The organism is Actinomadura sp. 9N407, assembly GCF_044326315.1.
Lineage (GTDB): Bacteria > Actinomycetota > Actinomycetes > Streptosporangiales > Streptosporangiaceae > Spirillospora.
The window spans coordinates 174,380-198,845 of record NZ_JBIRAW010000005.1 but is presented as its reverse complement, the minus strand read 5'-3'; the positions used below and the strand labels follow the sequence as shown (position 1 = coordinate 198,845).

Here is a 24,466-nt window from a genome sequence, read left to right as displayed (position 1 = left end):
CCCTGCCGCGGACGCACCCTCAGTTCCCGGGCCCGTGCGCTTCGCGGGCCTCGCGCCAGGCGCTCTGGTTCTCGGTGATGCGCTGGAACGTCTCCTTGAACGCGGCGTACGGCCCGGCGCCCAGCGTGTCCCGGTGGCGGCGCTCGATCGCGGCGAGGATGGCGCGGGCCTTGGCGACCTCGTCGAGGCCGTGCTCGGTCGGGACGACCAGCTTGGCACGGCGGTCACGGGGATCCGGCTCGCGCCGCACGTAGCCGAGCGCGACGAGCTCGTCGACGATCGTGCCGACGATCTGCTTGTGCTGCCCCGAGCGGGCGGCCAGGTCGGTGGCGCGCGCCCCGTCCGGGCCGAGGAACGCCAGGACGGTCCCGTGCCGGGGCCGCACGTCGGGGTGGCCCTGCTCGGCGAGGCCCTGGAAGAGCTCCTCCTGTACGGCACGCATCAGCCGACCGGTCAGCATGCCCAGATCCGGTTCCATCTTCCCGCCCTCAATTTAGTCACGAAGCTTTACTATCAAGTATCGTGACTATATCGTGGTTCCCAGCCGCCTGTCGAGCCGCGAACCGAAGGGAACGATCATGTCCTCCACCTCATCCGCCGCACGTGCCCTGCGTGCCCTGCGTTTCAGCGGCCCCGTCCACCGGCCGGGCGAGACCGGCTACGAGGAGCAGCGGCAGGCCCCGTTCGCGCCGATCGATCCGCGGCCCGCACTGATCGCGGAGGCGACCGGCGCTGCGGACGTCCGCGCCGCCATCAGCGCGGCGCGCGAGTACGGCCTGCCGGCGGCGGTCCAGGCCACGGGTCACGGAACGCGGGTCCCGTGCGACGGCGGCCTGCTGCTGAAGACCTCGCGGATGGCCGCGGTCCTGGTGGACCCCGACCGCAGGATCGCGCGGGTGGGGCCCGGCGCCCGCTGGCGCGCCGTGCTGGACGCCGCCGCCCCGTTCGGGCTGGCCCCGCTGTCGGGATCGCACGCCGGCGTCGGCGTGACCGGCTACACGCTCGGCGGCGGATGGGGATGGCTGGGCCGCCGGTACGGCCTGGCCGCCGACAGCGTCCTGCGCGCGCAGGTCGTCACCGCCGACGGCCGCCTGATCACCGCGAGTCCGGACAGCCACCCGGACCTGTTGTGGGCGCTGCGCGGCGGGGGCGGCAACTTCGGCGTGGTCACCTCGCTGGAGTTCCGGCTGCATCCGGTGGAGAGCGTCCTGGCCGGCACGGCCTACTTCCCGATCGAAGGGGCCGCCGACACCCTGGCCCGCTACCGCGACTGGACGGCGGATGCCCCCGGCGAACTGAGCACCGCCGTACTGCTGACCCGGGCACCCGACGACCCCGACGTCCCCGGCCACGTGCGCGGGCGGCGAGTGCTCGCGATCAAGGCCATGTACGCCGGGGAGGCCGGCCAGGGCGCGCGGCTGCTCGATCCCCTGTGGCGGGCCGCCGGCCCCATGCTCCACAACGGCATGCGCCCGATGCGCTACGCCGAGGCCGAGATGGGCGGGACGCAGCCACGGCGCCTGGAGCTGTTCGAGCGCCTCCCCGATCCGGTGATCGAGACGCTGGTGACGGTCTCCGCACGGGCGAATGTGGAGATCAGGCACTGGGGCGGCACGATCGCCGACCCGGGACCCGGTGCCGGCGGCGCCGGGCACCGCGACGCCCACCTCTCGGTGATCGTCGACGACGATCCGCCCGGCCTGGCCGCCGCGCTGCGCCCCCACGCCACCGGCGGTTCCCTGCTGAACTTCCTGCACGACCCCGAGGCCACCGAGACCGCCTACACCCGGGAGAACCACCGGCGCCTGCGGGAGATCAAGGGCCGTTACGACCCGGACAACGCCTTCCGGCTGGGCCACACCATTCCTCCGGCGAACCGCGCGGCCGTCCCGGAGCCCCGCCGCCACACGTCCGTATCGTGACCTCGCTCAGCCGTTATGCTGGCGAAGGCTCGGGGGACGCCGTTCGCAAGGACAGGTAACTGATCATGACTCAGGAGTTCGTCCCTCCCGGCATCGATCCGACCGTGATGAGCCACGCCCGCGCCTACGACTACGTACTGGGCGGGAAGGACAACTACGCGGTCGACCGTGAGATGGCCGGCGCCGTGATGAAGCTGGCCCCCGACCTCCCGGTGCTGGGGAACGCCCAGCGCCGCTTCCTGCTGCGGGTGACGCGGATGTGCGCCGAGGCCGGGATCGATCAGTTCCTCGACATCGGTGCCGGCATCCCGACCAGGCCCAACGTGCACGAGAGCGCCAAGGCGGTCAATCCCGACGCGCGCGTGGTGTACGTCGACTACGACCCGATCGTGGCCGTGCACAACGGCGCGCTGCTCGCCGGTGTCCCCGGGGTGACGGCGCTGGAGGCCGACGTGCGCGAGCCCGACTCGATCATGGAGGCGCCCGAGCTGGCCGGGCTGATCGACTGGGACCGGCCCCTGCTGGTGCTGTTCGTCGGGCTCTTCCACCTGGTCGGCGATGCCGACGACCCGGCGGGCCTGGTCGCGCGGTTCCGCGACCGGATGGCGCCGGGCGGCCACATGATGCTCTCCCAGTTCTGCTCCGACGGCAGCGATCCCGGTGCGCGGGCCAAGCTGGAGGAGATCTCGGCGGGCTCGCCGTCGCCGATGTGCTTCCGGTCGCGCGACCGGATCGCCACGTTCTTCGACGGCTTCCGCGTCCTCGATCCCGGGGTCGTCGACGTCCAGGACTGGTGGCCCGACGAGTCGGCGCCTCCGACCCAGCTCAAGGTGGCGGCGGGCGTCGGCGTCAAGCCCTGAGCCCTTGGCTCGCGCCCATGGTCAGAACGCCCGTGGTCAGGACGCCCGTGGTCAGGACGCCCGTGGTCAGGACGGTACGGGGAAGGCGACGGGGCTGCGGTGCCCGGCACGGTCGACGGCGCGGACACCGAAGAAGACGTTGTCCTTGGACAGGTCGACGCGGGCCTCGGTGACGTTCCCGACGGGGATGACGTACTCCCAGTCCGGTGCGGTGGTCTCGCGCCACACGACCTCGTACCCGGCCAGGTCGGGTTCGGTGCCGCGGGCCCAGACCAGGTCGGTGTCGTTGGTGAGCCGGTCGGTACGGACACGGGCGTTCTTGGGGGTTCCGGGCGCTTGGGCCAGGGACCAGAGCGTCGCGGCGTTCACCCGGGAAACGCGGGCGATGTAGGCGAAGTCGCAGAACTCGGGGAGGTCGCCGTACTGCCTGCCGTTCTCCACCCGGACGTCCTGGTGCTGGTGGTCGAAGTTCTCGTGCGGCTCGGTGAAGCGCGCGGCGGGGTATCCCTGCTCGAGGAAGCCGATGTGGTCCCCGCCGCGCAGGTAGCGGTCGCGCCGGTAGATGACCCGGGAGTCGTAGTGCCCGGACACCACGTAGATCCGGTCGGGGGCGGCGGAGCCGCGCAGTGTCGCGACGACGTTGGTGATCCTGGTCGGGACGGGGATACGGGACGCCGGTTCCTGGATGTAGGACTGCAGCTCGGCGGTCATGCGGCCACCGGAAGACGCGGCGTACCGCTGCATCTCCGCGAGGATCCAGTCGCGGGCGGCGCCGATCCCGCGCGCGGGGTCGTCCTGGCTGGACAGCGTGTGGCGGGTACCGAAGCCCACCAGCTTGCGGACGGTCGCCTCGATGCGGTGCCGGTCGATGTCGCGCAGCAGCGCGCGCAGTTCCGCGTCCGGAGGCCGGGCGGTCTCGGGCCTGCCGGGGCCGTCCCGGTCCGGTCCGGCCGCGGCGGCGGGACCGCCGTGGAACGCGACGCCTGCGGTGACGGCGGCCGTCGACAGGGAGAGGAAGGTCCTGCGCTTGGCGGTGGTACGAAACTCCTCGTTAGTCACAGAATCGGTGTATGCGGACACCCGGCCCCTGTCTAGGGTCGAACGCTGCCAGCGATCGGGGCGCTCTAGTGTCGACAATTGCGTCGCCGCAGGCCGGCGCCGGTCGGAGTGCCCGCACCGGTACGCGGTTCGTCACCACTCCACCGGGAGGGCCGTGAGGCCTCCGGTCAGCACGTCGGAGCGGACTCGCAGGTCCTCGACCGGTACGGCCAGCCGCAGGGCCGGGAAGCGGGTGATGAGCTGGGCGAAGACGGCCTGCAGTTCGATGCGGGCCAGTGGGGCTCCGATGCAGTAGTGGCCGCCGTGCCCGAACGACAGGTGCGGCGCGGCCTGGCGGGCGACGTCGAACCGGTCCGGGTCGGGGTAGATCCCGGGGTCGTGGTTGGCGGCGCCGTTGTCCAGCAGCACCAGCTCGCCCGCGCGCACCCGGATCCCGGCGATGTCCAGGTCGGTACGGGCGTAACGGGGAATGCCGCCGCCGCCCTTGGCCGGTGCGCGCAGCATCTCCTCCACCGCCGAGGTGACCAGGCCGGGGTCGTCGGCCAGGGCCTGCTGCTGGGCCGGGTGGGTGAGCAGGCACAGCGCGCCCATGCCGATCGCCACCACGGTCGTCTCGTGTCCCGCGAACAGCATGGCCATCGCCATCATGGCGATCTCGTCGTCGCTGACCTCGCCCTCGGCGCACATGCGGGAGATGAAGTCGTCCCCCGGCTTGGTGCGCTTGTCCGCGACCAGGGCCTGGCCGTACCCGAACAGCTCGGCCAGTCCCTGCTCGGAGCGGGCCCGGTCGCGGGTGTCGCCGGCGGCCTCGGACCAGGCGCGGAACCGCTCGCGGTCGGCGTACGGCACGCCGAGCAGCTCGCAGATCACCAGGATCGGCAGCGGCAGCGCCAGCGCCTGGTGCAGGTCCGCCGGTGATCCGTGCTCGGCCAGATCGTCCAGCAGCCCGGCGGTGAGCTCCTCCACCCGTGGGCGGAACGCGCGCATGCGCTTGGGTGAGAACTGCGGCTGCAGCAGGGCGCGCAGCCGCGCTCCGTCGGCGGCCTCGGTGTCGAAGTCGCCCATCGGCCCTCCGAACAGCACCGACTCCCCCGTACGGGCCGCCTTCTCGGGCTCGGGGTGGGAGCGGCCGAGCCGGTCGTCGGCCAGCAGTGCCCGTACCCGGTCGTATCCGGTGACGAGCCAGGCCTCGTGCCCCACCGCGGTCCGGACGCGGTGCACGTCCCCCTCGCGCTGGAGCCCGCGCAGCAGCGGCGCCACCTGCAGCGGATCGGTCTGCTCGAACGGCAGTCGTACGGTCATCGCGCACTCCCTAAGCTAAGGTCTACTTGTATAAGTCAACTTAAACAAAGCTACTTGTCTAGGATGGCTTTAACAAGTGGGAGGGAGCGGACGATGACCGCAGCGGAGCCGACCCGGCGGATGCCCCGCGCACAGCGGCGCGAGCAGATCCTCAACGCGGCCACCCGCGCCTTCGCCCGTTCGGGCTACGCGGGCACCGGCCTGGACGACGTCGCGGCCGAGGCCGGGATCAGCCACGTCATCCTGTACCGGCACTTCGACTCCAAGGCCGCCCTGTACCGGACCGTGCTGGAACGCGCCTGCGAGCGGCTGTCCGACGCCACCGGCACCGACGACTTCGGCGACGACGCCATCCCCGCCCTGCTCCGCGCCGCCTCGGCCGACCCCGACGGCTTCCGGCTGCTGTTCCGGCACGCCGCCCGCGAACCCGACTTCCGCGAGTTCGTCGACCTCATCACCACCGCGTCCGCCGAGATCGCGCAGAAGAACCTCGCCCGGCTCATCCCGGCCGGTCCCTGGCTGGACTGGGCGTCCCGGCTGATCCCCACCCTCACCACCGAGGCGGTCATCGCCTGGCTCGACGCCGGCCGGCCCGACCCCGGCCAGGCCGCCGACCGCATCCACCGCAGCGTGCACGGCGTGATCGATGCCGCCCAGCCCGTACCCGCCAGGCGGCAGGACCCGCCCTCCGGCTGAGCCCGGCCCGCCTTCCGCCGATCGGATCGGCGCCCGGCCGAGGGGACGTGTCCTGTCCCGCCCGGCCGGACCGAGCCGTTCGACTACGGGAGGAAGAGGTAGCTCTTGTAGCTGGCGTACTGGCTGAACACCATCGTGTTCTTGCCGCCGGCCGCCGGAACACCGGCCTGGCTGTTGACGATGTGGTTGACGAGCCCGAAGTTCAGGGCGCATCCGGTCGCGCCGCCGACCGCGAAGCCGTTGTCGACGTTGGTGAGCTTGAGGACGTACGGGTCGAGGGACACCACCTGCGGCGGGGAGCCGCTGATCGGGGTGTTCGGCGCCGGCGGGCTCGTCGTTCCGGTGATGAGCTTCAGGTCGAGCGGGTTGGAGTTGGAGCCGATGGTGCAGGTCCCGCCGAGGAACGGGTTGGTGAGGTTGATCTTGAGTTTGAGGTCGATGTTGTAGTTGTCGATCGCGAACCCGCCCACGTACACCGGCTTGGCGTAGACGGCGGTCACGATCGGGTCCCCGAAGATGCCGGGCCGCACGAGCATCTTGTCCGCGCGCAGCTTCCCGAAGCGGGTGTGGGAGTTGCCCTCGGCGTCGAAGCCCTGGGCGAACGTGAGGGTGATCGGGCTGGTGATCTGCTGGTCGAACGTGCCGACCTGGAACCGGCCGGAGGTGGTGATGGCGACGAAGCAGTTCCAGTCCGACTTCTCGGCACCTGCGGGCAGCGCCGGGCAGTCGTCGTAGTTGAAGGTCGGAATGGTCTCGGCGAGTCCGGCCGGTGCCTTGGCCGGGGCGGCGTGCGCGGGGGCGGCCAGGGACAGGGCGGTGAGGGCCGTGCCGAGCACGGCGGTGCCGAGGACTGCGGTGAGGCGTCTGGTCGGTTTCACGGAGCGTGCCTTTCCGTGGTGGGGGGGTGGGTCACCGGCGGCGATACCGGACCTGTGGCGGGGTCCGGAGACATGGGCGGGTCAGGCGGTCAGGCGGTCAGGTCGTCAGGTGGTCAGGTGAAGGTGTCGATGCCGCTGATCCGCCAGGTCCCGCCGGCCCGCTCGGCGTGGACGAGGATCACCGCCCCCGAAGAGGACTGGCGGCCGTCGGCGGTGCCGGTCGAGCGCTGGTCGGCGTAGACGAGCACCCGGGCCTTCGGGCCGCGCAGGCTGGTGACACCGCTGTGGGTCACCGTGGTCGTGAGGATCGACTTCTGCTTGTCGGCGGCCTGCCGGGTGGGCGTGAACAGCTTGGTGTACTGGCCGCGCGCCGCTCCCGTCAGCGCCAGCCGTACGGCCGCGTCGGTCCGGCCCGGATCGGCGTGGTTGTACGAGAAGACGGCGCTGACGGCCTGCGTCACCTGGCCCTTGACGTCGGCCGTGGTGGCGGCGTCGACCAGCGCGGTACCGGCGCGCGGTTCGCGCGCGTCCGCTGCGGCGTGCCACGCCACTCCCCCATAGGCGCATAGGGCTACCGCGAGCACCGGCAGCGCGAACCGCCGGGGTGGTGCCGCGCGCCTTGCGAGGGCCGCGGCGCGGCGTACGGGGGTGAGCGCCCGCCGCAGGGTCGTGGCCGTGCGGGTCATTCGCCACCTCCGGCGGACGAGAGCGTGGACATCTTCCATCCGGCCGGCGTGCGGGCCATCTGGCCGACCAGGCGGCTGACGGTGACGCCCGCGGTGCCGTCGGGTCGGGTGACGGTGACCCGGGCGGCGGCGAGCACGGCCGCCTTGCCCGCCCGCTCGTCGACCTCGGTGACCGCCACGGACAGGATCGAGGCGCTGCTGACGGTCTTGTTCTTGACGGCGTCGGCCGCCAGCCGGACGCGGCCGCTCGCGATCTCGGCGTAGAGCGTGCCGGTCGCGGAGTTCTGCCACCGGTCCAGATCTGCGGCGGCGGTGCGGTGATCGAGGGTGTTGAGGTTGATGACGTCCTGGGTGGCCGCGGCGGCCACCTGGTCCCGCAGGCCGGCTCGATGCCGGGCACCGTCGTCGTTCTGGACGTACCGCCAGGTGGCCGCGCCCGCGAACAGCGCGGCGGCCAGCACGGCGGCCACGCTCACCCGGGCGAGCACCTTGCGTGTGGTGCGCGGACGGGCCCGGACGGCGGCCTTGGCCCGCGCCGCCCGTACGGCCGGGCTCCTGGTCGCCGGCTCTGGTTCCGGCTCCTTCCCGTCCGGGGACCTGCTCTCCGGCGGGTCCTTCGCCTCGGTGGTGCCGTCCATGGCATCGGTGGTCATGGTCGCTCCTTCGTGGCCGAGGCGAGCGCGCTGATCAGCCACCGGTCGCCGGTCCTCTCGGCGGTGACCGTCAGGGCGGTGCCGGCGGTGCCTTGTTTCCGTCCCGGTCGCGAGCTGACCTGGTCGACGAAGACCAGCAGGGTGGCGTCCGCACGGCCCATGCTGATGACCGCCGCCCGGGTGACCCGGGTCCTGACGGTGAGGCGCTGGCGTGGGGCCTCGGTCTTCACCCTGGCGATGAGCGACCGGTGCTGGGCGGCGGCGACGCCGGTGAGACCGCGGTCGGCCGCCTGGCCGGTCGCGTCCACGGTGCCGGGGCCGTACGAGAGAGCGGCGCCCAGGGTGGCGCTGATCTCGCCGGTGAGTGCGGCGCGGGCCTGGTCCTCGCCGGCGGTGCCGCCGCCGGTGCCGTCGCCGGGGGCGGTGGTCAGCGCCACGGTCGCGCCGGTGGCGAGACCGGCCAGGATCGCGAGGGCGGCGATCCACCGGCCGCGTCCCGGCCGCCGCTCCGCCTCCGTACCGGAAGCGCCGTCCTCGGGCCGTTCCTCCTCGCCCTGCTCCTGCTCGAGCAGGTCTTCCCCGGGCTCGGACGGGTGGTCCGACGCCGGGCCGGCCGTGTCACTCGTCGTCGTCATGGCGCTCCCGTTCCGGGCGTGGGCGGGCTGAACGCGGTCAGGGAGGCGAGCTTCCAGCCTTGCGGGGTACGGCGGACGGTGGCCTGGTAGCGGCGTGCCTCCTCGGGAGCGCCCGAGGTCATCCGGACGAGGACGGAGGCGATGACCGTGGCGTCGGCGCCGGGGCCGCTGTAACCGGTGACGCCGATCGCGGTGACGGTGCCGGTGGCCTTGAGGCGTCCGGCGGCGAGCTTCGCGGTCCCGGTCCGCTGGTCGCGCGCGAACTGGTCGTGGAGCGTCCCGGTGCTGGAGTCCAGCCACCGCCGCCAGGTGGCGGGCGCGTCGGCGGGGTCGGCCGTCGTGAGGACGGTGAGATGGCGGGAGGCCGCCGCGACGACCTGGGCGCGCCCGTCGGGTTCGGCCGCGCTGTCGCGCAGCGGGTTCAGGCCGGGGATCCAGGTGAGGGACGCGTAGGCCAGCACCGCCGCCCCTGCTGCCAGTCCTGCCGTTCTGAACGGCGTGACGAGTGGCATTCTTCGTGGCTTCATGGCTGCCGACCACCTTTGCTCGGGGCGTCCGGAAGAAGCAGTGCGGCCAGGTCGCCGCCGGGCTTGAGCGGCGTGGTGGGCAGGCTCAGCGCACCGGGGAGCGCGGGACCCGCGGCGGCGGCCGGGAGCCCGCTGCCCGGAACGGCGGCCTCGGGTACGCCGGCGTGCGGGGCGTTCGCCGAGCCCCGGACGTTGACACCGGATGAGGCCGGGAGCGAGCAGCGGGCGGCGGCGTTGAGGGGCGGCGGCGCGGACAGGTTGGCGCCGTCCCGGTAGATCGTCCCGCCGTACCCGGTGACGCAGGGCAGCGGGTTGAAGAAGGTGTTCACCGCGCTGAGGCCGATCCTGCCGTCGCGGGTGACGGTGACGCCGACGGCGCCGATGGCGGGCAGGTCGGCCAGCAGGTGGGCCAGCTGGGACGTGCGGGGCGCGGCGATCCGCGAACCGGTGTTCAGGTTGGCGAGCAGGACCGACAGCTGCGGCCCCGACTCGCGCAGCAGCAGCTCGATCTGGGTACCGGCGGGCGGCGCGCTGACGATGAGGGTGCGCAGGTCGGCGTCGGAGTCGCGGAGCCGGCGCGCCAGCAGGGCCGAGTTCGCGGCGAAGCTCTTGAGCGCCGCCGCCTCCTCGTTCTGCGTCTTCAGGACGATGTTGCCGTTCCTGATCAGGTCGAGGGTGTCCTCGAAGTGGGCGTCGGCGGAGGCGGTGAACGCGGCGGACTCGTCCAGCAGCGCCTGGAGGTTGGGCCCCTGCCCCCTGAAGGCGAGGCCCAGTTCGGCGACGAGCGTGCTCAGATCGGTGAGCGGGACGGAGGCGGCGAGGTCGTTCACCGCCTGGAGGGTGTCGGTGACGGGCGCCGGCGTACTCGCCGCGATGACCGCGCCCTCCCGCAGGTAGGGGGCTCCGTCGCGGGCCGGCCGCAGGTCGATGTACTGCTCGCCCACGGCGGACCGGTTGGCGACAGCGGCGGCCAGGTCGGACGGCAGCCGCGTCCCGTGGTCGATCCGCAGATCGGCGCGGACGCCGGTGCCGTGCAGGCGGACACCGCCGACCTTCCCGACCTGGACGCCCCGGTAGGTGACCGAGGAGCCGGGGAACAGCCCGCCGGTCTGGGCGAGGTCGGCGTGGACGGTGTAGTGGCCGCCCAGCCCGACCAGGCGGCCGAGATCGGCGTACCCGATCGCGATGTAGCCGGTCACCAGGACGGCCAGCACCGCGAAGGCGACGAGCTTGACGCGGGTGACGAGGGTGAACATCAGCCGCCTCCCAGTGTGGGCAGGACGCCTTCCGGCTTGGGCAGGGTCGGCCCGGGGCTGGGGGCCGCAGGCTGCCTCGGGGCGGTGGGCAGGGTCGGGGCCGCCTTGGACTTGGGGTCGAAGGGACGGCTGCACCCGGCGGCGGGCAGCGGCAGTGCCAGGGCGCGCGCCAGGGCGGCCGGATCGGGTTCGGGCGGGTCGATGGGGACGGTCGGCTCGATCGGGCAGAAGCCCTTGGCCGCCGCGATCGTCGCGTACACGTTGATGTAGTCGCCCTTGATGCCGCTCATCACCTGGTCGGTGTACGGGAAGGTCAGCAGGACCTGCAGGGAGGCGGGCAGATCGTCGCCGGAGTCCGCGAGCCTGCGCAGGGTCGGGGCCAGGCCCTGGAGGTCGGCGATGATGTCGTCGTGGCCGTCGCGGGTCACCTTCACCGCCACCTTCGACAGGTCGTCGAGGGCGTCGAGCATGGTGACGAACTGGCCGCGCTGCTCCTCCAGCACCTTCAGGCCGGGGGTGAGGTCGGTCAGGATCCCGGCGACCTGGTCGTCGCGGGCGGCCACGGTGCTCGACAGCCGGTTGAGGCCGTCGAGCGCGGCGACGATCTGGGCCCGGTGGGAGTCGAGGTTCGCGCTGAGGTCGCTGAGCCGGTTCAGCGCGTCCCTGATCTCCTTCTCCCTGCCGCCCAGCGCGCTGTTGAGCTCCTTGGCGATGGTCTGGATCTGGGTGAGGCCGCCACCGTTGAGCAGCAGCGACAGCGCCCCGAGCACCTCCTCGACCTCCGGGTTGCGGGACGTCCGCTCCACGGGGATGACCGCGCGGTCGGCCAGCCGGCCGGTGGGCGCCTCCTTCCTGGGTGCGGCGAGCTGCACGTACTTCTCGCCGAGCAGCGACGACTGCTCCAGGTACGCCTCGGCGTTGGCGGGCAGCCGGACCTTGCCGTTGACCAGCAGGGTGACCTCGGCGGTGTAGGAACCGCGCGGCAGGGTGATCTCCCCGACCCGGCCGACGGTCACGTCGTTGACCTTGACCGCCGCCTGCGGGACGAGGTCGAGGACCGTCGCGAAGCGGGCGCGGACGGTGTACGGGTGGTCCCCCAGGTCCGCGCCGCCGGGCAGGGTGACGTCCTGGACGCCCACCGAGCATCCCGCGGTGAGGGCGCTCGTGGTGAGGGCGACCGCCGTGAGCGCGGCGGCGGCGAGCGCCGGGCGGCGGGTCATGAGCCGCCTCCCGCCGCCGGCAGCGGGTGCGGCAGCCGCGGTGCGGCCGGTTCGGCGGACGGCCCGCATGCGCCGGGGGCGGCGGTACCGCACAGCGGGCCGGGGCCGCGCCTGCCGTACGCGGCGGTGACCTCCAGCAGATCCGCGCGCGCCATCAGCGTCCCGGTCAGGGGATCGTAGGCCTTCAGGGCATTGGACGTGGCCAGCGGCGCGGTGTCGAGTGCCTCGGCCAGCGCGGCCCGCCGGTCGGCGATGGTACGGGTGAGCCTGGCGAGCTTGTCGATGTCCTTCTTGAGCAGGGCCCGGTTGCCGGAGATGAAGACCTTCACCCTGGCGAGCCCGGCCGACAGGTTCGCCAGCGCGGCGGCCAGTTCGTCGCGGTCCTGGGCCAGGAACGACGACACCGTCGCCAGCTGCCGCTCGGCGGTCCTGACCTGGTCGTCGTTGGCGGCGAGCATCCCGGAGAAGTCCGCGAGGTTCTTGACGGTGGCGAACAGGTCGTCGTCGCTGCCGTTCAGCGTCCTGGACAGCTTGCCCAGCGCCGCCACCGTGTCGTTGATCTTCTGGCCGTTGCCCTCCAGGTTGGCCGCGCCGACGCCGATCGCCTCCGACAGGGCACCGTCGGGGTTGTACTTGCCGTTGGGCGCGAGGTCGCGGCTCAGCGTGCGTACGGCGTCGTACAGCTGGTCGAGCTCCAGCGGTACGGCCGTGCGGTCGGTGCCGAGCACCGCCCGGGACGCGAGCGTCGCCCCCGAGGTGTAGGCGGGGGTGAGCTGGACGTACCGGTCGCTCACCATCGAGGGCGCGACGATGACGGCGCGGGCGCCGGCGGGGATCCGTACGCCGTGGTCGAGGGTCATGGTGACCTTCACCTGCCGCCCTCTCGGGGTGACCGCGTCGACCCGTCCCACCTCGACTCCGAGGACGCGGACGCTCGACCCGGAGAAGACGCCGACGCCGCTGGCGAACCACGCGGTGATCGAGGGGCCCGGCGGCCGGGGCCACAGGACGATGCCGAGGACGGCGGCGAGCATGACGGCGAAGAGCACCGACAGGGCCGGACTGGGGCGGGTCATCGTCCACCTTCCCGGGGCGGCAGGCAGGTGCTCGGCGGGGTGTAGGCGGATCCCGACCCGGACACGTAGTCGGGCGGGACGGCGCCGCACAGGTACCCGTCGATCCACCGGCCGTTGCCGGCCGCGTTGTTGAACAGGCGGACGTAGGTGCCGGTGAGCGACAGCACCTTGTCGAGGTTGCCCTGGTTCCGGGTGAGCACGTCGGTGACCTTGTCCAGGTAGGTGAGCGCGGAGTGCAGTTCGGCGTTGTTGTCGTCGACGAGATGGCGCAACTGCTCGCCGAGGTCGGCCGCTCCGGTGAGCAGCGCGTGGATGGCCTGGCGGCGCCTGGTCAGCTCGGCCAGCAGCAGGTTGCCGTCCCGCAGCAGCGAGGCGAACTGGGCGTTCTGCGAGACGAGCGTTCCGGAGAGCCGCTTGGTCCCGTCCAGCAGCTGGGCGAGCTGGGCGTCCCGGGAGGAGATGGTCGTGGACAGCGCCGACAGTCCGTCCAGGGCCTGGCCGACGCCCGCCGGGGTGTCCTTGAAGGTCTGCGACAGGACGGTCAGCGACTGCGCGACCTTGCCGGTGTCGACCCGACCGATCGTGGTGCCGAGGTCGTCGAACGCGCGCATGACGTCGTAGGGCGCCACCGTCCGGGTCAGCGGGATCGGTGTCCCGGGCTCCTGCTTCCGCGCGCCGAGCGGGTCCAGGGCCAGGAACTTGCCGCCGAGCAGCGTCTTGATCATGATGGTGGCGGTGCTGCGGTCCCCGATCCAGGTCTCGCGGACCCGGAACTCGACCCGGACCTTCGGGCCGACCAGGCGCACGCCGGTGACCTCGCCGACCTTCACCCCGGCGACGCGGACCTCCTGCCCCGATTTCAGCCCGGCCGCCTCGGAGAAGTAGGCGGTGTAGCCGGTGCCGCCGCCGATGACAGGCAGGTCGTCGGCGTTGGCGGCGGCCGCGAGCAGGCCGAGGAGGACGGCGATGGCGGTGAACGCGACCCCGATGGGATTGCGGTCCCTGACGGGCTTCCAGCGGGTCCTCATCGGCCACCGCCCGGCTTGCAGCGGTCGTCGGTGATCGGGATGCCGGTCGGCGGCGGGCGGCCGTCGGTGTACGAGGCGCCGGTCACCCGGATCTCGCAGCGGTAGAAGTTCGCCCAAGAGCCGTACGAGGCGGTACGGGAGATCGCCGCCATCTTGCCGGGCGTGGTGGTGAGGAACCGTTCGAGGACGGTGCGGTTCTTGTCGAGGTTGCGGGCCAGGTCGTTCAGTCCCGCGATGGACGTGCGCAGCGGTGCCCGGCCGTCGTCGAGCAGGCCGGCGGTGGAGCTGGTCAGCTCGCCGATCCCCGCCAGCGACCCGCCGATCTGCCGCCGGTCGGCGGCGAGCCCGGAGACCAGCCCGCGCAGCGTGGTGATCAGCGCCACCAGCCGCCGGTCCCGGTCGTTGACCGTGCGGACGACCGCGTCCAGGTTCGTGATCAGCTGCCCGATCACCTGGTCCCGCGAGGCCAGCGTGCTGGTCAGCGACCCGATCGAGGTGACCAGCTGGTGCATCGTGCCGCCCTGGCCCTGCAGCACGTCGATGATCGACTGCGACAGCCCGTTGACGTCGGACGGCGACAGCGCGGCCATCAGCGGCTGGAACCCGGTGAACAGCGCGTTCAGCGACAGCGCGGCGGTGGTGCGCGTGGACGGGATCGTCCCGCCGCGCGGCAGCGTCCCGCCGGCTCCGGCGCCCTGGCCGAGGTCCAGGTACCGCTGCCCGACCAGGTTCAGGTACTTCACGGCCGCGGTGCTGCTGCCGGGCAGGTCGCGGTCCGCGCTGACGGTGAAGCTCACCCGCGCGAGCCGCCGCCCGGTCACGCCGATCGTCTTGACCTGGCCGACCCGGACCCCGGCGATCCTGACCGTGTCGCCCTTGTTCAGGCCCGTCACGTCGGTGAACACGGCGTGGTAGGTGTGGGCGTCGCCGCCGGAGACGTTGCTGATGGACGCGGCCAGCACGGCGGTCGCGGTGGCGGTGACGGCCAGGAACGCCAGCGACTTGGCCAGCGGCGCGGCGAGCGGCGCGCTCACGAGCCGTCCCCGGCCGGGCCGTCCTCGGTGACGGTGACCTTCGCGCCGCGGTAGAGCGGCCCGATGAGCAGGCCGCCCCAGTCGGGGACGGGCCCCTGCCCCGCCGCGGTGCCCAGTTCGTTGATCAAGGTGTGCTCCCCTGGTCCGTTCGGAGCCAGATCGATGGCGTTGCCCGGCCGGTACGGCGTCCCGTAGCAGCGCGGCCCCGGCCCGTTGCCGGTGAAGCGCGGCGCGTCCCGTCCCGGGAGGTAGCGGCCGCGGTGGCGGACGACGCGGAGGGTGACGTGCGCGCCCGGACGGTCGGTGCCCTTGCCGAGCGCGCGGTCCATCAGCGGTACGAGCGTCGTCAGCGTGCGGAACAGGCACGGATATTCGGGGGCGTACCGGCCGAGCGTGGTCAGCGGGCCCACCGAGTTCGCGGACAGTTCGATGATGTTGGGCGCGTTGGCCCGCAGGAACGTCTCCAGATGCTGCGCGACCCCGGTGGTGGAGCCGTACAGCCGCGAGAGGTTCGCCCGCTGGTCGGCGACGGTACGGGTGGTCACCGACAGGTCCGACAGCGCGTTCAGCAGGTCGGGGGCGGCGTCGGCGTAGTGGTTCGCGAACTCCGCCAGCTGGGAGATGTTGCGGTTCAGCTCGGGAAGGTGGGGGTTCAGCTTGCGCAGGTAGGCCGCGAGCTGGACGAGGTTCTCGCCGAGCCGGTCGCCGCGTCCCTCCAGTGCCTGCGCCATCGCGATCAGCGTCGCCGAGAGCTCGGCGGGCTTCAGCTCCGTGAGCAGCGCCATCGTCGACCGCAGCACCTGCTGGAGCTCGATCGCGTTGCTCGTGCGGTCCTGCGGGATCACGGCGCCCGCGCGCAACCGGCCCCCGGCGTTCCCGGACTCGGAGATCAGCGACACGTAGCGCTCGCCGAACACCGTCGTCGGCAGCATCTGCGCGCGCACGTCCGCCGGGATCAGTCTCGCCTGCGCCGGGTCGAGCCTGAGCCGCAGCGTCGCGCCCGTCCCGTCCGGCTCGACGGAGGCGACCCGCCCGACGACGACGCCGCGCACCTTCACGTCCGCGCCCTCGTGCAGGTCGTGCCCGACCAGCGAGGCCCGGACGGTCACGGCGGTCTCGGTCGCGAAGTCCTTGTTGTAGATCGCGACCGAGAGCCAGATCAGCAGCGTCGGCACCAGCAGGAACGCGACGCCGAAGACCAGCTTCAGCCGCCGTTCGCGGCGCCGCCTGGCGAGGATGGTGGTCATCGCGCCCTCACCCCGCGATCTTCACGGTCGTGGTCGCGCCCCAGATGGCCAGCGAGGCGAAGAAGTCGGTGAGGGAGATCAGCACGATCGCGGTCCGTACCGCGCGGCCGACCGCGACCCCCACCCCGGCGGGCCCGCCGGTGGCGCGGAACCCGTAGTAGCAGTGCGCCAGGATCACCATCACCGAGAAGATGATCACTTTGACGAAGGAGTAGATCACGTCGGCGGGCGACAGGAAGACGTTGAAGTAATGGTCGTAGGTGCCCTGCGACTGCCCGTGGTACCAGACGGTGATCTGCCGAGATGCCAGGTAGGACGACAGCAGCCCGACCCCGTACAGCGGGATGATCGCCACGGTGCCCGCGATGACCCGGGTGGCCACCAGGTACGGGACCGGCTCGACGCCCATCCCCTCCAGCGCGTCGATCTCCTCGTTGATCCGCATCGCGCCGAGCTGCGCGGTGAACCCGGCGCCGACGGTGGCCGACAGCGCCAGCCCGGCGACCAGCGGCGCGATCTCGCGGGTGTTGAAGTAGGCGGAGATGAACCCGGTGAACGCCGACGAGCCGATCTGGTCCAGCGCCGCGTACCCCTGCAGCCCCACGACGGTGCCGGTGAACACCGTCATGGCGAACATGACGCCGACCGTCCCGCCGATGATCCCGAGCGCGCCCGACCCGAACGCGACCTCGCTCAGCAGGCGCAGCGACTCCCGGGTGTCCCGGACGGCGGCGCGCGGAGCGTGCCGCAGCGCCCGTACGTAGAACAGCAACTGGTCGCCGGCGCCCTCCAGCCACGACATCGAGGCCAGCGACCTCACCCGGCGGCGCAGCGCGACGTTCGCCATGCCTCAGGCCCCCTTCATCGGGACGACCTGCAGGTAGATGCCGGTGATCACGAGGTTGGTGAAGAACAGCAGCAGGAACGTGATGACCACGCTCTGGTTGACCGCGTCGCCGACGCCCTTGGGCCCCGGCGGGGGGTTCAGGCCCCGGTACGCCGCGACAACCCCGGCGGTGAAGCCGAAGATCAGCGCCTTCAGCTCCCCGACGTACAGGTCGGGGAGCTGCGCGAGCGCGGCGAACGAGGACAGGTACGCGCCCGGCGTGCCGCCCTGCATCACCACGTTGAAGAAGTAGCCGCCGACCACCCCAACGCAGGACACCAGCCCGTTCAGCGCGGCGGCGGCCACCATGCAGGCCAGCACCCGGGGCACCACCAGCCGCTGGATCGGGGAGATGCCCATCACCTCCATCGCGTCCATCTCCTCGCGGATGGTCCGCGCGCCGAGGTCGGCGCAGATCGCCGACCCGGCGGCCCCGGCGGCCAGCAGCGCCACGATCAGCGGCGACGCCTGCTGGACGATCGCCAGCACCGAGGCGCCGCCGGTGAACGACTGCGCGCCGAGCTGCTTGGCCAGCGATCCCACCTGCAGCGCGATGACCGCACCGAACGGGATCGACACCAGCGCCGTCGGCAGGATCGTCACCGAGGCGATGAACCAGAGCTGGCCCACGAACTCCCGGAACTGGAACGGCCGCCGGAAGCTCATCGAGATGACGGTGGCCGCCAGCTGGAAGAGCCGGCCGGTCTGCCGGAGCGCGCCCGCGCCGGGAACGCTCGCGGCCTGCGGGGCGGTCACGGCGCATCGTCCCTGTGGCGCATTCGCTGGGGCGCTCCGTACAGGGGTGGTGGCGCGGGCCGTGGAGGAGACAAGGGGGGTTCCTCTGCGATCAGAAGGTCGGTTCGAGCAGAAGGGCCGGAGCGGTCGGGGTCGGTGCGGTCGGGGTGCGGTCAGAGGGTCGGGGACGGAGGCGGGCCGGCGCGCCTGGCGACGATCGCCTCCCGGGCGGAGACGGGAAGGTCGTTCAGCCGGGCCATCACCCGGGCGTGGTGCCGGCGCGCCCCCGCGCGCTCGGGCAGGCCGGGGGACGGCACCATCTGTCCGGGGATGTCGAAGGTCAGGGTGCGGACCACCGCGTGTTCGGCGCCGTCCGTCTCCTCGGCCATGCCGATCGGACCGCGCGCGCCGCCGTGCAGGAACTGCGCCACGGCGGGCTGGTCGGAGGTCAGCAGCAGCTCGCGTGGACCGAAGGCGATCAGGTCCCGCCGGTACAGCATTCCGATGTTGTCGGGCAGGGTCGCGGCGATCTCGATGTTGTGGGTGACGATCAGCATCGTGCAGTCGGTGACGGTGTTGACGTCCAGGAGGACCTGGGACAGCAGCGCGGTGCGGACCGGATCGAGCCCCGAGTCGGGCTCGTCGCACAGGATGATCTGCGGATCGAGGATGAGCGCGCGGGCCAGTCCCGCCCGCTTGCGCATCCCGCCGGAGATCTGCCCCGGCAGCTTGCGCTCCTCGCCGTCGAGGCCGACGATCGCCATCCGTTCCAGCACCTTGCGCCGGATGTCGGCCTCGGTCGTCCGGGTGTGCCGCCGGAGCGGGAACGCGATGTTGTCGAACAGGTTCATCGACCCGAACAGCGCGCCGTCCTGGAACATCAGCCCGAACCTCCGCCGCGCCCGGTACACCTCGCGGTCGCTGCCGGCGACCATGTCGGTCCCGTCCACCAGCACCCGCCCTTGCTCGGGCTTGATCAGCCCGATCAGCGACTTGAGGAAGACGGTCTTGCCGGTGCCGGACGGCCCGAGCATCACCGAGACCTCACCGGCCGGCAGCGTGAGGCTCACGTCCTGCCAGACCACCTGCGGGCCGAAGGATTTGGTGAGTCCCTCGACGTGGATGTCGATACCCAAGGTCCCGTTCCAATCAGGGCGTCGGACCGGTGATGGTCTGTTCCGGGTCGAGGGTGTAGATGCCGGTCTCGGTGTAGTCGAGGATGTTGAGGCCGATCAAGATCCCAGCTGTCCCTGCGGACTGCCGCTGCCAGCCCGAGCAACCAGAGGAGGAGTTGACCCACATGCTGACGAAATTGCTGAAGTCCAGCATGTGGAGCGTGCGGGTCTGGTTGTCGTAGACGGCGTTCAAGTTCTGTACGCGCTCATGAGGAGGCGCGGCTCCATTGCCGATGTCGGCGGTACAGCCGTCCGCGCCCTTGATCCGGAGCCGCATCTTGGTGTTCAGCAGCGCCGATCCGGTGGCCGGGTCATAGCGGGTCCCCGAGAAGCGGCGATCTCTGTACGGCAGGACGGACACCTCGTAGGGAACCCCGTCCAGGTCGGTGCATCCATCGAAGGAGAAGTCCGTGATCGCGGCGATCCGGCCCTGCCGGTGGGAGAGATCCGCGTCCATCGTGATCTTCGATGTGGCGCAAGTGATCATTGATGTCGTGTCGATGTCGCCGATCGTCACACCGGTGGCGGTAGCGGTGATCGTTCCGCCGGGCTTGACGGTCCATGCCGTGTTCGCTATCGGCCCCGGAACGCACGGCCGCCCATCGTTGTGCCCCAGGAAGCACAATCCACTCTGGTTGACCTCGACGGTGTTGCCGGGACCGGAGACCGACGCGGTCAGCAGCGGGCTGATGTCCTCGCCGACTCCACATCGAGCGAACCGTGGGATGGTGGCCGTACCGGTGTACAGACCCGGGTCGTAGATGCTCTGCCGGCCCAAGTCCCGGTGCACCGTCAGGTTCACCGGGGTCGCGGTGCCGCACCGGGCGCCCACCGGGACGGTGACCCCGTTCGCTTTGATCTCGGTGACCCGCAAGTTCGCCTTCGACTTCGCGATGGCGCGGTCCGGACCAGGCCCGCCGGGACTGCCGGGCGGAGATGTGATCCCAGAGATGTTGGCGAGTCCTTCCTGCCGGATCTCACTGGTCGCCGCGGTCGGCAGGAAACCGAATCCCAGGGTGGTGGCCGTGGCCGGACGGACGGCCACGGTGCCGAAGTTGTCGATCCGGAGGTAGTTGAGGTCACTGTGCATCCAGGTCCCCGCGCTGTAGTGCAGCGAGGCCATGCCCTCGGTCAGGGTCGCGGCATCCGCCTTCAGGATGTTGGCGGTAAGGGCCAACCGCCCGCATGCGGGGTCGTAAGCGGTCTCAGAGTTCGGGGTCGAGCCCGGAGGCGGATCGGGCATCTGCAGGTCCGGGTCCGGGTTCCAGGTCCACTCCGGCTTCGGGTCGCACGGCGGCAGATCCTCGACGAGTCGAACCGGCCCCGTGGCCGCCCGGCGGGCACGGTCGCTCGCGGCCGGGTTCCCGGCCGTACCGGGAGGCGCTCCGGCCGCGCCCCGGACCGGGACGGTGGCGAGCACGCCCTCCTTGTCGGCCGTGCACTTCACCGGCCGGCCGGACCCGACCGGAGTGATCACGAGGTCTCTGACGCGCCATGTCACGGCGCCGCCGGCGGCCGTCGTCACGGACGGAACCTGCCCGGTGGCCGAGACGGCGGCCGGGTCCGCGGACGTCACCAGCAGCGGCGGCCACTGCGCGTCGACATGGTCGCCACCCGCCTGACCGGCGGTGACCGAGAGGGTGATGATGCCACCGGCCTGCCCGCCGCCGGTCGTCCTTTCGAGCAGGCCGGTGGTTCCTTCGCCACCGGTCACCGTGACGGTGACGGGGCCGATTCTGAGCGGCTTCCCAGGGATACCGGTCGCGGGGGCGTTCCCGGAGATCCGCACGGTCGCCTTCTGGAGCCCGGAGGCCGTCGCGCACTGGTAGGACAGCGTCGCCTTGATATCGGCGGCGCCATGGGCGGCGCCCGGCGCCAGGCCGACGATCGAGACGGTCGCCGCGAGACCGGCGGCGGTACGTCCGGGAGTCCAGTGCATGGGGGTGGGCCTTTCCCGATGTGGCTCGTGGGATCAGGTGGTGCCAAGGCGGGCCGCACCTCGAACGGGGCAGGAGGTGCGGCCCTGTTTCCTAGAGGGCTCGGTTCACTGGGGTCAGGGGCTGGTGATGGTCTGCTTGGGGCTGACGACGAGGGTGCCGGTCAGGGTGATGGGGTCCCCGACCTGGATCTGCGCGGGCGAGCAGGAGGCGTTGACGGTTGCCACCTCCAGGGTGGAAGCGCCGCCGGCCACCAGCCGGCCGGTGGAGTTGGTGTAGGTACCGTTCACGCTTCCGCCGCCGCCACCGGGTCCGGTGACGGTCGCCACGCAGCCGTCCGTCGGGTTGCTGTACGTGGCCTTGATGCCGGTGACGCTGCCGGTGGTGACGCCGGTGGCGGCGTCGTACGACACGGCGTCCATGGACCAGGGCAGGTTGTTCATGGTGATGTTCACGGCCGCGTTCGCCGGACCGATGCAGTTGGAGGCCGACAGCGAGGTGACCGAGACGACACCGGTCCCCGAGCCGACGGTTCCGGAGACGGCCGTACCGGCTCCGGAAGCCGTTGAACAGGCGGCCTGGGTGCCCCGCAGGGGGTCCTTGGCGATCACCTTGGTGAAGGGTGCGTTGGCGGCGGTGACGTTGCCGCCGGGGCTGACGGTCCAGTCTGTGGCGTGGGCGGGGCCGGCCAGGGCGATGAGGGACGCGGCCGCCAGGCCCGCGCCGGCGAGGATGCTGCCGAGTTTCTTGCTCATGGTCAGGTGTTTCCTTTACGGAATTGACGAGCTCATTCGGAGACGGCACTGACCGGCGGATTCTGTGCGGTTGCGGCTGAGGCGGCTCCTTCACCAGTGGCAGCAATGACCCCCGGCCGGTTCGTACCGTCCGGTTCGGAAGGGAAGGTACGTCGCTCCGGAAGCCCGGTTCAATAGGTCACGAGCTGTTTCCTCATCGAAATCCAGCGTTTCTTCCCGGTCTTTGTCACCGAGTTAGTCCACGATCTTGAGGAAGCTGGACGCGACTGCGTACCCTTCGGTAACACCGGGCGTGACAGGGGCCGCGGCGCTCCGCCGACCACTCCCCCGGGTTGTCAGTCACGTACGGACCGCGCATGGCCGGCGGTTATCGGATCCGCACACGGCCCCGAAGCCGAGGGGTGCTGCTCATCGGCCATAAATACCGTCGGGCCTCCTGATAACGACTGGGCCGTTATCACCGGCGCACCAATTCAAAAGGGGCGCGTCCCTTGCCGATGAGCTAATGGAGGCATATGTTCGGGACCATCCCGCCGGCCCTGGGGTCGGGCCCGGCGGCCGTAACACGGCCGGCCCCGCAGGAGCGCGCTGTGACGACGGAGAGCATCGCGGACCCGCCTCTGGGCGCGGTCCCGCCGCATTTCACCGAGCTGATGTGGCCGGCGCTGCCGGGCGTGGTCGACGAGATCACCGCGGCGATCCGCACACTGATCCCCGCCTATGACCGGCCCGACGAGTCCACCTACCACCGGATCATGACGCTCGGGGTGGAGACCCTGGTCCGTGGCTTCATCGTCCGGGTCGGCGACCCGTCGGCCCCCTCGATCGAGCGGAACGCCACCGCCCGGGCGCTCGGCCACTTCGAGGCGGTCGAGGGCCGCTCCCTCGACGAGCTGAACGCGGCCTTCCGGGTCGCCCTGCGGATCTGCTGGCACCGGACGGCCGAGGCCGCCTGGCGGGAGCACATCCCGGCCGGCGTGATCGCGGCCATGGCCGAGACGATGATCGACTATGTCGACGAGGTGTCCGAGCAGACGGTCATCGGGTACCGGTCGGCCCAGGCGCGGGCCGACCTCGCCCGCAAGGACGCGCGGAAGGCCCTGCTGGCGGCGATCCTGCAGCAGGGCCGGCCGGTTCCCGGGGACGCCGAGTTCCGCACGCTGGCGCTCGCCGCCGACTGGGTGGTGCCCGCCCAGGTGACCCCGGTCGTCGTCGCCGCCGGGACGAAGTTCACGCGGTCGGCCCTCGATCCCGACGTGCTCGCCGAGACCGACTCGTACCAGCCGTGCCTGCTCGTCCCCGGCAAGGCCGGCCCGGCGCGGCTGGCGATGCTGTCGGCGGTCCTGGAGGACGCCCCGTCGGTGATCGGGTGCACCGTTCCGATCGACCAGACCCCCGACGCGCTGCGCTGGGCCCGGCGGGTGCTGGCCCTCAGCGAGGCGCGGGTGATCGGGGAGGACGGTGCGGTACCGCCGCTGACCAGGTGCGACGATCATCTGGTCACGGTGCTGCTGACCTCGGACGCGTCGATGACCCGCTACCTGGCCGGGCGCCATCTCGCCCCGCTCAGGGACCTGTCGCCCGCGACCAGGCAGCGCGCGATCGACACGCTGCGGGAGTGGGTCACCTCGCGGGGCAGCGCGGTCGAGGTCGCCGACCGGCTCGGCGTCCATCCGCAGACGGTGCGCTACCGCCTGCGCCAGATGGAGGACCTCGTCGGCGAGCAGCTGAAGGATCCGACGTCACGGTTCGTCCTCGAGCTGACCCTGCGCGCCGCGTACCTGCAACGGCGCCCCTGAGCGCGGCAGCCGGGTGGTGACCACGGCTCCGCTGAGCGGCCCGCCGTTGGCGGCCGTGACCGTGCCGCCGTGCGCGGTGACCACCGCCCGGACGATCGACAGGCCCAGGCCGGCGCCGTGCGCGCCCCGGGTACGGGCGTCATCGCCGCGGGCGAACCGGGCGAAGGCCGCGGTCAGCATCTCGGGCGGGAATCCCGGCCCGTCGTCGGCGACCTGGAGGGTGGTGCCGTCCGGGCCTCGTCCGATGTGGATTCGCAGGGCGCTCGCACCGGCCGTGGCGCTGTTGCCGGCCAGGTTGGCCAGGATCCGCCCGAGCCGTTCCGGGTCGGCGTCGATCACGACCGGGTCGCCGGACACCTCGACGCGCAGGCCGTGCAGCGTCCCGAGCCGGCGGCCTTCGGCGGCGGCCAGGTCGAGAAGGTCGACCGGCTCGGTCCGTACGACGAGGGAACCCGCCCGGTCGCGCGCGAGCAGCAGCAGGTCGTCGGCGAGCCGCGACAGCCGTTCCGCCTCGGCGAGGGCCGCGCGCAGCGAGTGCCGCACCTCGTGATCCCGGTCGGCGGCCAGGGCCAGCTCGAGTTCGCCGCGCAGCACCGCGATCGGGGTACGCAGCTCGTGGCTCGCGTCATCGACGAACGCCCGCTCGCGGGCCGCGGCATCGCGCAGGCGGGCGAGCATGTCGTTCAGCGTGCGGGCGAGCCGCGCTATCTCGTCGTCGCCGGGCACCGCCGGGAGACTGCACCCGGTCTCCAGCAGGGAGATGCCGGCCGCCTCGCGGGTCAGCGCGTCGACCGGCCGCAGCGCGGTCCGTACGAGGGTCCAGGCCGCCAGCGCGAGGAGGCCCACCAGCAGCGGCGCGGCGAGGAAGAGGACGGCGGCGAGCCGGTCACGGGCCGCGGGCCCGGAGCCGGTTCGCCCTCGTCTTCGCGGGCGTGGTCACGCTGCACGCCCTCTGGGACGGAACGGCCGGCGGAAGCGGCTACCTGCTCATCGGCGGCCTGAGCCTCCTACTCCTCCTCCTGGTCACCTGGCGCCTGAATCGCACCCCGTCCGCCCGGACGCCGGCGCGTGCGGGTGGCCTTGAGTGGACAAGATCCCGT

The 24,466-nt window shown here is 72.0% G+C and carries 24 protein-coding genes; 4 read left to right on the top strand and 20 right to left on the bottom strand.

All coding sequences use genetic code 11. From position 1 onward, the window contains the following. Positions 1-19 precede the first annotated feature (19 nt). A complete protein-coding gene (locus tag ACH34Q_RS10445) occupies positions 20-478 on the bottom strand; it encodes a MarR family winged helix-turn-helix transcriptional regulator (protein WP_395982618.1) in 459 nt (152 codons plus the stop codon). 100 nt (positions 479-578) lie between these two features. Here ACH34Q_RS10445 and ACH34Q_RS10440 point away from each other — a divergent pair, with 100 nt between their 5' ends. Continuing rightward, positions 579-1,922: an FAD-binding oxidoreductase gene (locus ACH34Q_RS10440; protein ID WP_395982617.1), complete on the top strand. Its 1,344-nt coding sequence runs from the start codon at positions 579-581 to the stop codon at positions 1,920-1,922. 65 nt (positions 1,923-1,987) lie between these two features. Then, positions 1,988-2,782, top strand: a complete 795-nt coding sequence (locus ACH34Q_RS10435) for an SAM-dependent methyltransferase (protein WP_395982616.1) — start codon at positions 1,988-1,990, stop codon at positions 2,780-2,782. Positions 2,783-2,848: 66 nt separating this feature from the next. Here ACH34Q_RS10435 and ACH34Q_RS10430 read toward each other — a convergent pair whose 3' ends face one another. Next, positions 2,849-3,841 (bottom strand): hypothetical protein, encoded by a 993-nt coding sequence (locus ACH34Q_RS10430; RefSeq protein ID WP_395982615.1) that lies wholly within the window; start codon positions 3,839-3,841, stop codon positions 2,849-2,851. Between the two features lie 132 nt (positions 3,842-3,973). Then, positions 3,974-5,143, bottom strand: a complete 1,170-nt coding sequence (locus tag ACH34Q_RS10425) for a cytochrome P450 (protein WP_395982614.1) — start codon at positions 5,141-5,143, stop codon at positions 3,974-3,976. A 93-nt stretch (positions 5,144-5,236) separates the two neighbouring features. Between ACH34Q_RS10425 and ACH34Q_RS10420 the strand changes: the two genes are divergently transcribed. Continuing rightward, a complete protein-coding gene (locus tag ACH34Q_RS10420; protein ID WP_395982613.1) occupies positions 5,237-5,839 on the top strand; it encodes a TetR/AcrR family transcriptional regulator in 603 nt (200 codons plus the stop codon). 83 nt (positions 5,840-5,922) lie between these two features. Here the strand turns inward: ACH34Q_RS10420 and ACH34Q_RS10415 are convergent, their stop codons facing one another. The 16 genes from ACH34Q_RS10415 to ACH34Q_RS10340 form a co-directional block, all read right to left on the bottom strand. Continuing rightward, entirely contained in the window at positions 5,923-6,717 is a 795-nt protein-coding gene (locus ACH34Q_RS10415; RefSeq protein WP_395982612.1) for a hypothetical protein, read from the bottom strand. A gap of 113 nt (positions 6,718-6,830) precedes the next feature. After that, a complete protein-coding gene (locus ACH34Q_RS10410) occupies positions 6,831-7,403 on the bottom strand; it encodes a hypothetical protein (protein ID WP_395982611.1) in 573 nt (190 codons plus the stop codon). Continuing rightward, positions 7,400-8,056 (bottom strand): hypothetical protein, encoded by a 657-nt coding sequence (locus tag ACH34Q_RS10405; protein WP_395982610.1) that lies wholly within the window; start codon positions 8,054-8,056, stop codon positions 7,400-7,402. Before ACH34Q_RS10405 ends, ACH34Q_RS10410 begins: the two co-directional genes overlap by 4 nt. Continuing rightward, entirely contained in the window at positions 8,053-8,691 is a 639-nt protein-coding gene (locus ACH34Q_RS10400; protein ID WP_395982609.1) for a hypothetical protein, read from the bottom strand. The genes ACH34Q_RS10405 and ACH34Q_RS10400 overlap by 4 nt, the downstream gene beginning before the upstream one ends. After that, positions 8,688-9,218 (bottom strand): hypothetical protein, encoded by a 531-nt coding sequence (locus tag ACH34Q_RS10395; RefSeq protein ID WP_395982608.1) that lies wholly within the window; start codon positions 9,216-9,218, stop codon positions 8,688-8,690. Before ACH34Q_RS10395 ends, ACH34Q_RS10400 begins: the two co-directional genes overlap by 4 nt. Then, positions 9,215-10,474 carry an MCE family protein gene (locus ACH34Q_RS10390; RefSeq protein ID WP_395982607.1) on the bottom strand — a complete coding sequence of 420 codons (1,260 nt, stop codon included), beginning with the start codon at positions 10,472-10,474 and terminating at the stop codon, positions 9,215-9,217. Before ACH34Q_RS10390 ends, ACH34Q_RS10395 begins: the two co-directional genes overlap by 4 nt. Further along, a complete protein-coding gene (locus tag ACH34Q_RS10385) occupies positions 10,474-11,694 on the bottom strand; it encodes an MCE family protein (RefSeq protein ID WP_395982606.1) in 1,221 nt (406 codons plus the stop codon). The genes ACH34Q_RS10390 and ACH34Q_RS10385 overlap by 1 nt, the downstream gene beginning before the upstream one ends. Continuing rightward, positions 11,691-12,770 (bottom strand): MCE family protein, encoded by a 1,080-nt coding sequence (locus ACH34Q_RS10380; RefSeq protein WP_395982605.1) that lies wholly within the window; start codon positions 12,768-12,770, stop codon positions 11,691-11,693. Before ACH34Q_RS10380 ends, ACH34Q_RS10385 begins: the two co-directional genes overlap by 4 nt. Then, the gene (locus tag ACH34Q_RS10375; RefSeq protein WP_395982604.1) at positions 12,767-13,798 is read right to left on the bottom strand and encodes an MCE family protein; all 1,032 of its coding nucleotides are present in this window, start codon (positions 13,796-13,798) and stop codon (positions 12,767-12,769) included. The genes ACH34Q_RS10380 and ACH34Q_RS10375 overlap by 4 nt, the downstream gene beginning before the upstream one ends. Continuing rightward, positions 13,795-14,832, bottom strand: coding sequence for an MCE family protein (locus ACH34Q_RS10370; protein ID WP_395982603.1), 1,038 nt, complete (start codon positions 14,830-14,832; stop codon positions 13,795-13,797). The genes ACH34Q_RS10375 and ACH34Q_RS10370 overlap by 4 nt, the downstream gene beginning before the upstream one ends. Further along, entirely contained in the window at positions 14,829-16,079 is a 1,251-nt protein-coding gene (locus tag ACH34Q_RS10365; RefSeq protein WP_395982602.1) for an MCE family protein, read from the bottom strand. The genes ACH34Q_RS10370 and ACH34Q_RS10365 overlap by 4 nt, the downstream gene beginning before the upstream one ends. 7 nt (positions 16,080-16,086) lie before the next feature. Next, positions 16,087-16,926: an MlaE family ABC transporter permease gene (locus ACH34Q_RS10360; protein WP_395982601.1), complete on the bottom strand. Its 840-nt coding sequence runs from the start codon at positions 16,924-16,926 to the stop codon at positions 16,087-16,089. 3 nt (positions 16,927-16,929) lie between these two features. Beyond that, the gene (locus tag ACH34Q_RS10355) at positions 16,930-17,631 is read right to left on the bottom strand and encodes an MlaE family ABC transporter permease (RefSeq protein WP_395982757.1); all 702 of its coding nucleotides are present in this window, start codon (positions 17,629-17,631) and stop codon (positions 16,930-16,932) included. A 242-nt stretch (positions 17,632-17,873) separates the two neighbouring features. After that, on the bottom strand, positions 17,874-18,836 hold the full coding sequence (locus ACH34Q_RS10350) for an ABC transporter ATP-binding protein (protein ID WP_395982600.1): 963 nt from the start codon (positions 18,834-18,836) through the stop codon (positions 17,874-17,876). A gap of 13 nt (positions 18,837-18,849) precedes the next feature. Further along, complete coding sequence (locus ACH34Q_RS10345) at positions 18,850-20,814, bottom strand: hypothetical protein (RefSeq protein WP_395982599.1); 1,965 nt, start codon at positions 20,812-20,814, stop codon at positions 18,850-18,852. Positions 20,815-20,928: 114 nt separating this feature from the next. Next, positions 20,929-21,567, bottom strand: a complete 639-nt coding sequence (locus ACH34Q_RS10340) for a hypothetical protein (protein WP_395982598.1) — start codon at positions 21,565-21,567, stop codon at positions 20,929-20,931. 590 nt (positions 21,568-22,157) lie between these two features. Between ACH34Q_RS10340 and ACH34Q_RS10335 the strand changes: the two genes are divergently transcribed. Further along, complete coding sequence (locus tag ACH34Q_RS10335; RefSeq protein WP_395982597.1) at positions 22,158-23,366, top strand: helix-turn-helix domain-containing protein; 1,209 nt, start codon at positions 22,158-22,160, stop codon at positions 23,364-23,366. On the opposite strand, the gene ACH34Q_RS10330 is transcribed toward ACH34Q_RS10335, so the two are convergent. Next, the gene (locus tag ACH34Q_RS10330) at positions 23,310-24,212 is read right to left on the bottom strand and encodes an ATP-binding protein (protein ID WP_395982596.1); all 903 of its coding nucleotides are present in this window, start codon (positions 24,210-24,212) and stop codon (positions 23,310-23,312) included. The genes ACH34Q_RS10335 and ACH34Q_RS10330 overlap by 57 nt on opposite strands. Positions 24,213-24,466 lie beyond the last annotated feature (254 nt).

What these genes read in the sequence shown, in the direction of transcription:
- ACH34Q_RS10445 (WP_395982618.1), bottom strand. Translation starts at nt 478, where the DNA reads ATGGAACCGGATCTGGGCATGCTGACCGGTCGGCTGATGCGTGCCGTA.
- ACH34Q_RS10440 (WP_395982617.1), top strand. Translation starts at nt 579, where the DNA reads ATGTCCTCCACCTCATCCGCCGCACGTGCCCTGCGTGCCCTGCGTTTC.
- ACH34Q_RS10435 (WP_395982616.1), top strand. Translation starts at nt 1,988, where the DNA reads ATGACTCAGGAGTTCGTCCCTCCCGGCATCGATCCGACCGTGATGAGC.
- ACH34Q_RS10425 (WP_395982614.1), bottom strand. Translation starts at nt 5,143, where the DNA reads ATGACCGTACGACTGCCGTTCGAGCAGACCGATCCGCTGCAGGTGGCG.
- ACH34Q_RS10420 (WP_395982613.1), top strand. Translation starts at nt 5,237, where the DNA reads ATGACCGCAGCGGAGCCGACCCGGCGGATGCCCCGCGCACAGCGGCGC.
- ACH34Q_RS10410 (WP_395982611.1), bottom strand. Translation starts at nt 7,403, where the DNA reads ATGACCCGCACGGCCACGACCCTGCGGCGGGCGCTCACCCCCGTACGC.
- ACH34Q_RS10405 (WP_395982610.1), bottom strand. Translation starts at nt 8,056, where the DNA reads ATGACCACCGATGCCATGGACGGCACCACCGAGGCGAAGGACCCGCCG.
- ACH34Q_RS10400 (WP_395982609.1), bottom strand. Translation starts at nt 8,691, where the DNA reads ATGACGACGACGAGTGACACGGCCGGCCCGGCGTCGGACCACCCGTCC.
- ACH34Q_RS10395 (WP_395982608.1), bottom strand. Translation starts at nt 9,218, where the DNA reads ATGAAGCCACGAAGAATGCCACTCGTCACGCCGTTCAGAACGGCAGGA.
- ACH34Q_RS10390 (WP_395982607.1), bottom strand. Translation starts at nt 10,474, where the DNA reads ATGTTCACCCTCGTCACCCGCGTCAAGCTCGTCGCCTTCGCGGTGCTG.
- ACH34Q_RS10385 (WP_395982606.1), bottom strand. Translation starts at nt 11,694, where the DNA reads ATGACCCGCCGCCCGGCGCTCGCCGCCGCCGCGCTCACGGCGGTCGCC.
- ACH34Q_RS10380 (WP_395982605.1), bottom strand. Translation starts at nt 12,770, where the DNA reads ATGACCCGCCCCAGTCCGGCCCTGTCGGTGCTCTTCGCCGTCATGCTC.
- ACH34Q_RS10375 (WP_395982604.1), bottom strand. Translation starts at nt 13,798, where the DNA reads ATGAGGACCCGCTGGAAGCCCGTCAGGGACCGCAATCCCATCGGGGTC.
- ACH34Q_RS10365 (WP_395982602.1), bottom strand. Translation starts at nt 16,079, where the DNA reads ATGACCACCATCCTCGCCAGGCGGCGCCGCGAACGGCGGCTGAAGCTG.
- ACH34Q_RS10360 (WP_395982601.1), bottom strand. Translation starts at nt 16,926, where the DNA reads ATGGCGAACGTCGCGCTGCGCCGCCGGGTGAGGTCGCTGGCCTCGATG.
- ACH34Q_RS10355 (WP_395982757.1), bottom strand. Translation starts at nt 17,631, where the DNA reads ATGAGCTTCCGGCGGCCGTTCCAGTTCCGGGAGTTCGTGGGCCAGCTC.
- ACH34Q_RS10345 (WP_395982599.1), bottom strand. Translation starts at nt 20,814, where the DNA reads ATGCACTGGACTCCCGGACGTACCGCCGCCGGTCTCGCGGCGACCGTC.
- ACH34Q_RS10340 (WP_395982598.1), bottom strand. Translation starts at nt 21,567, where the DNA reads ATGAGCAAGAAACTCGGCAGCATCCTCGCCGGCGCGGGCCTGGCGGCC.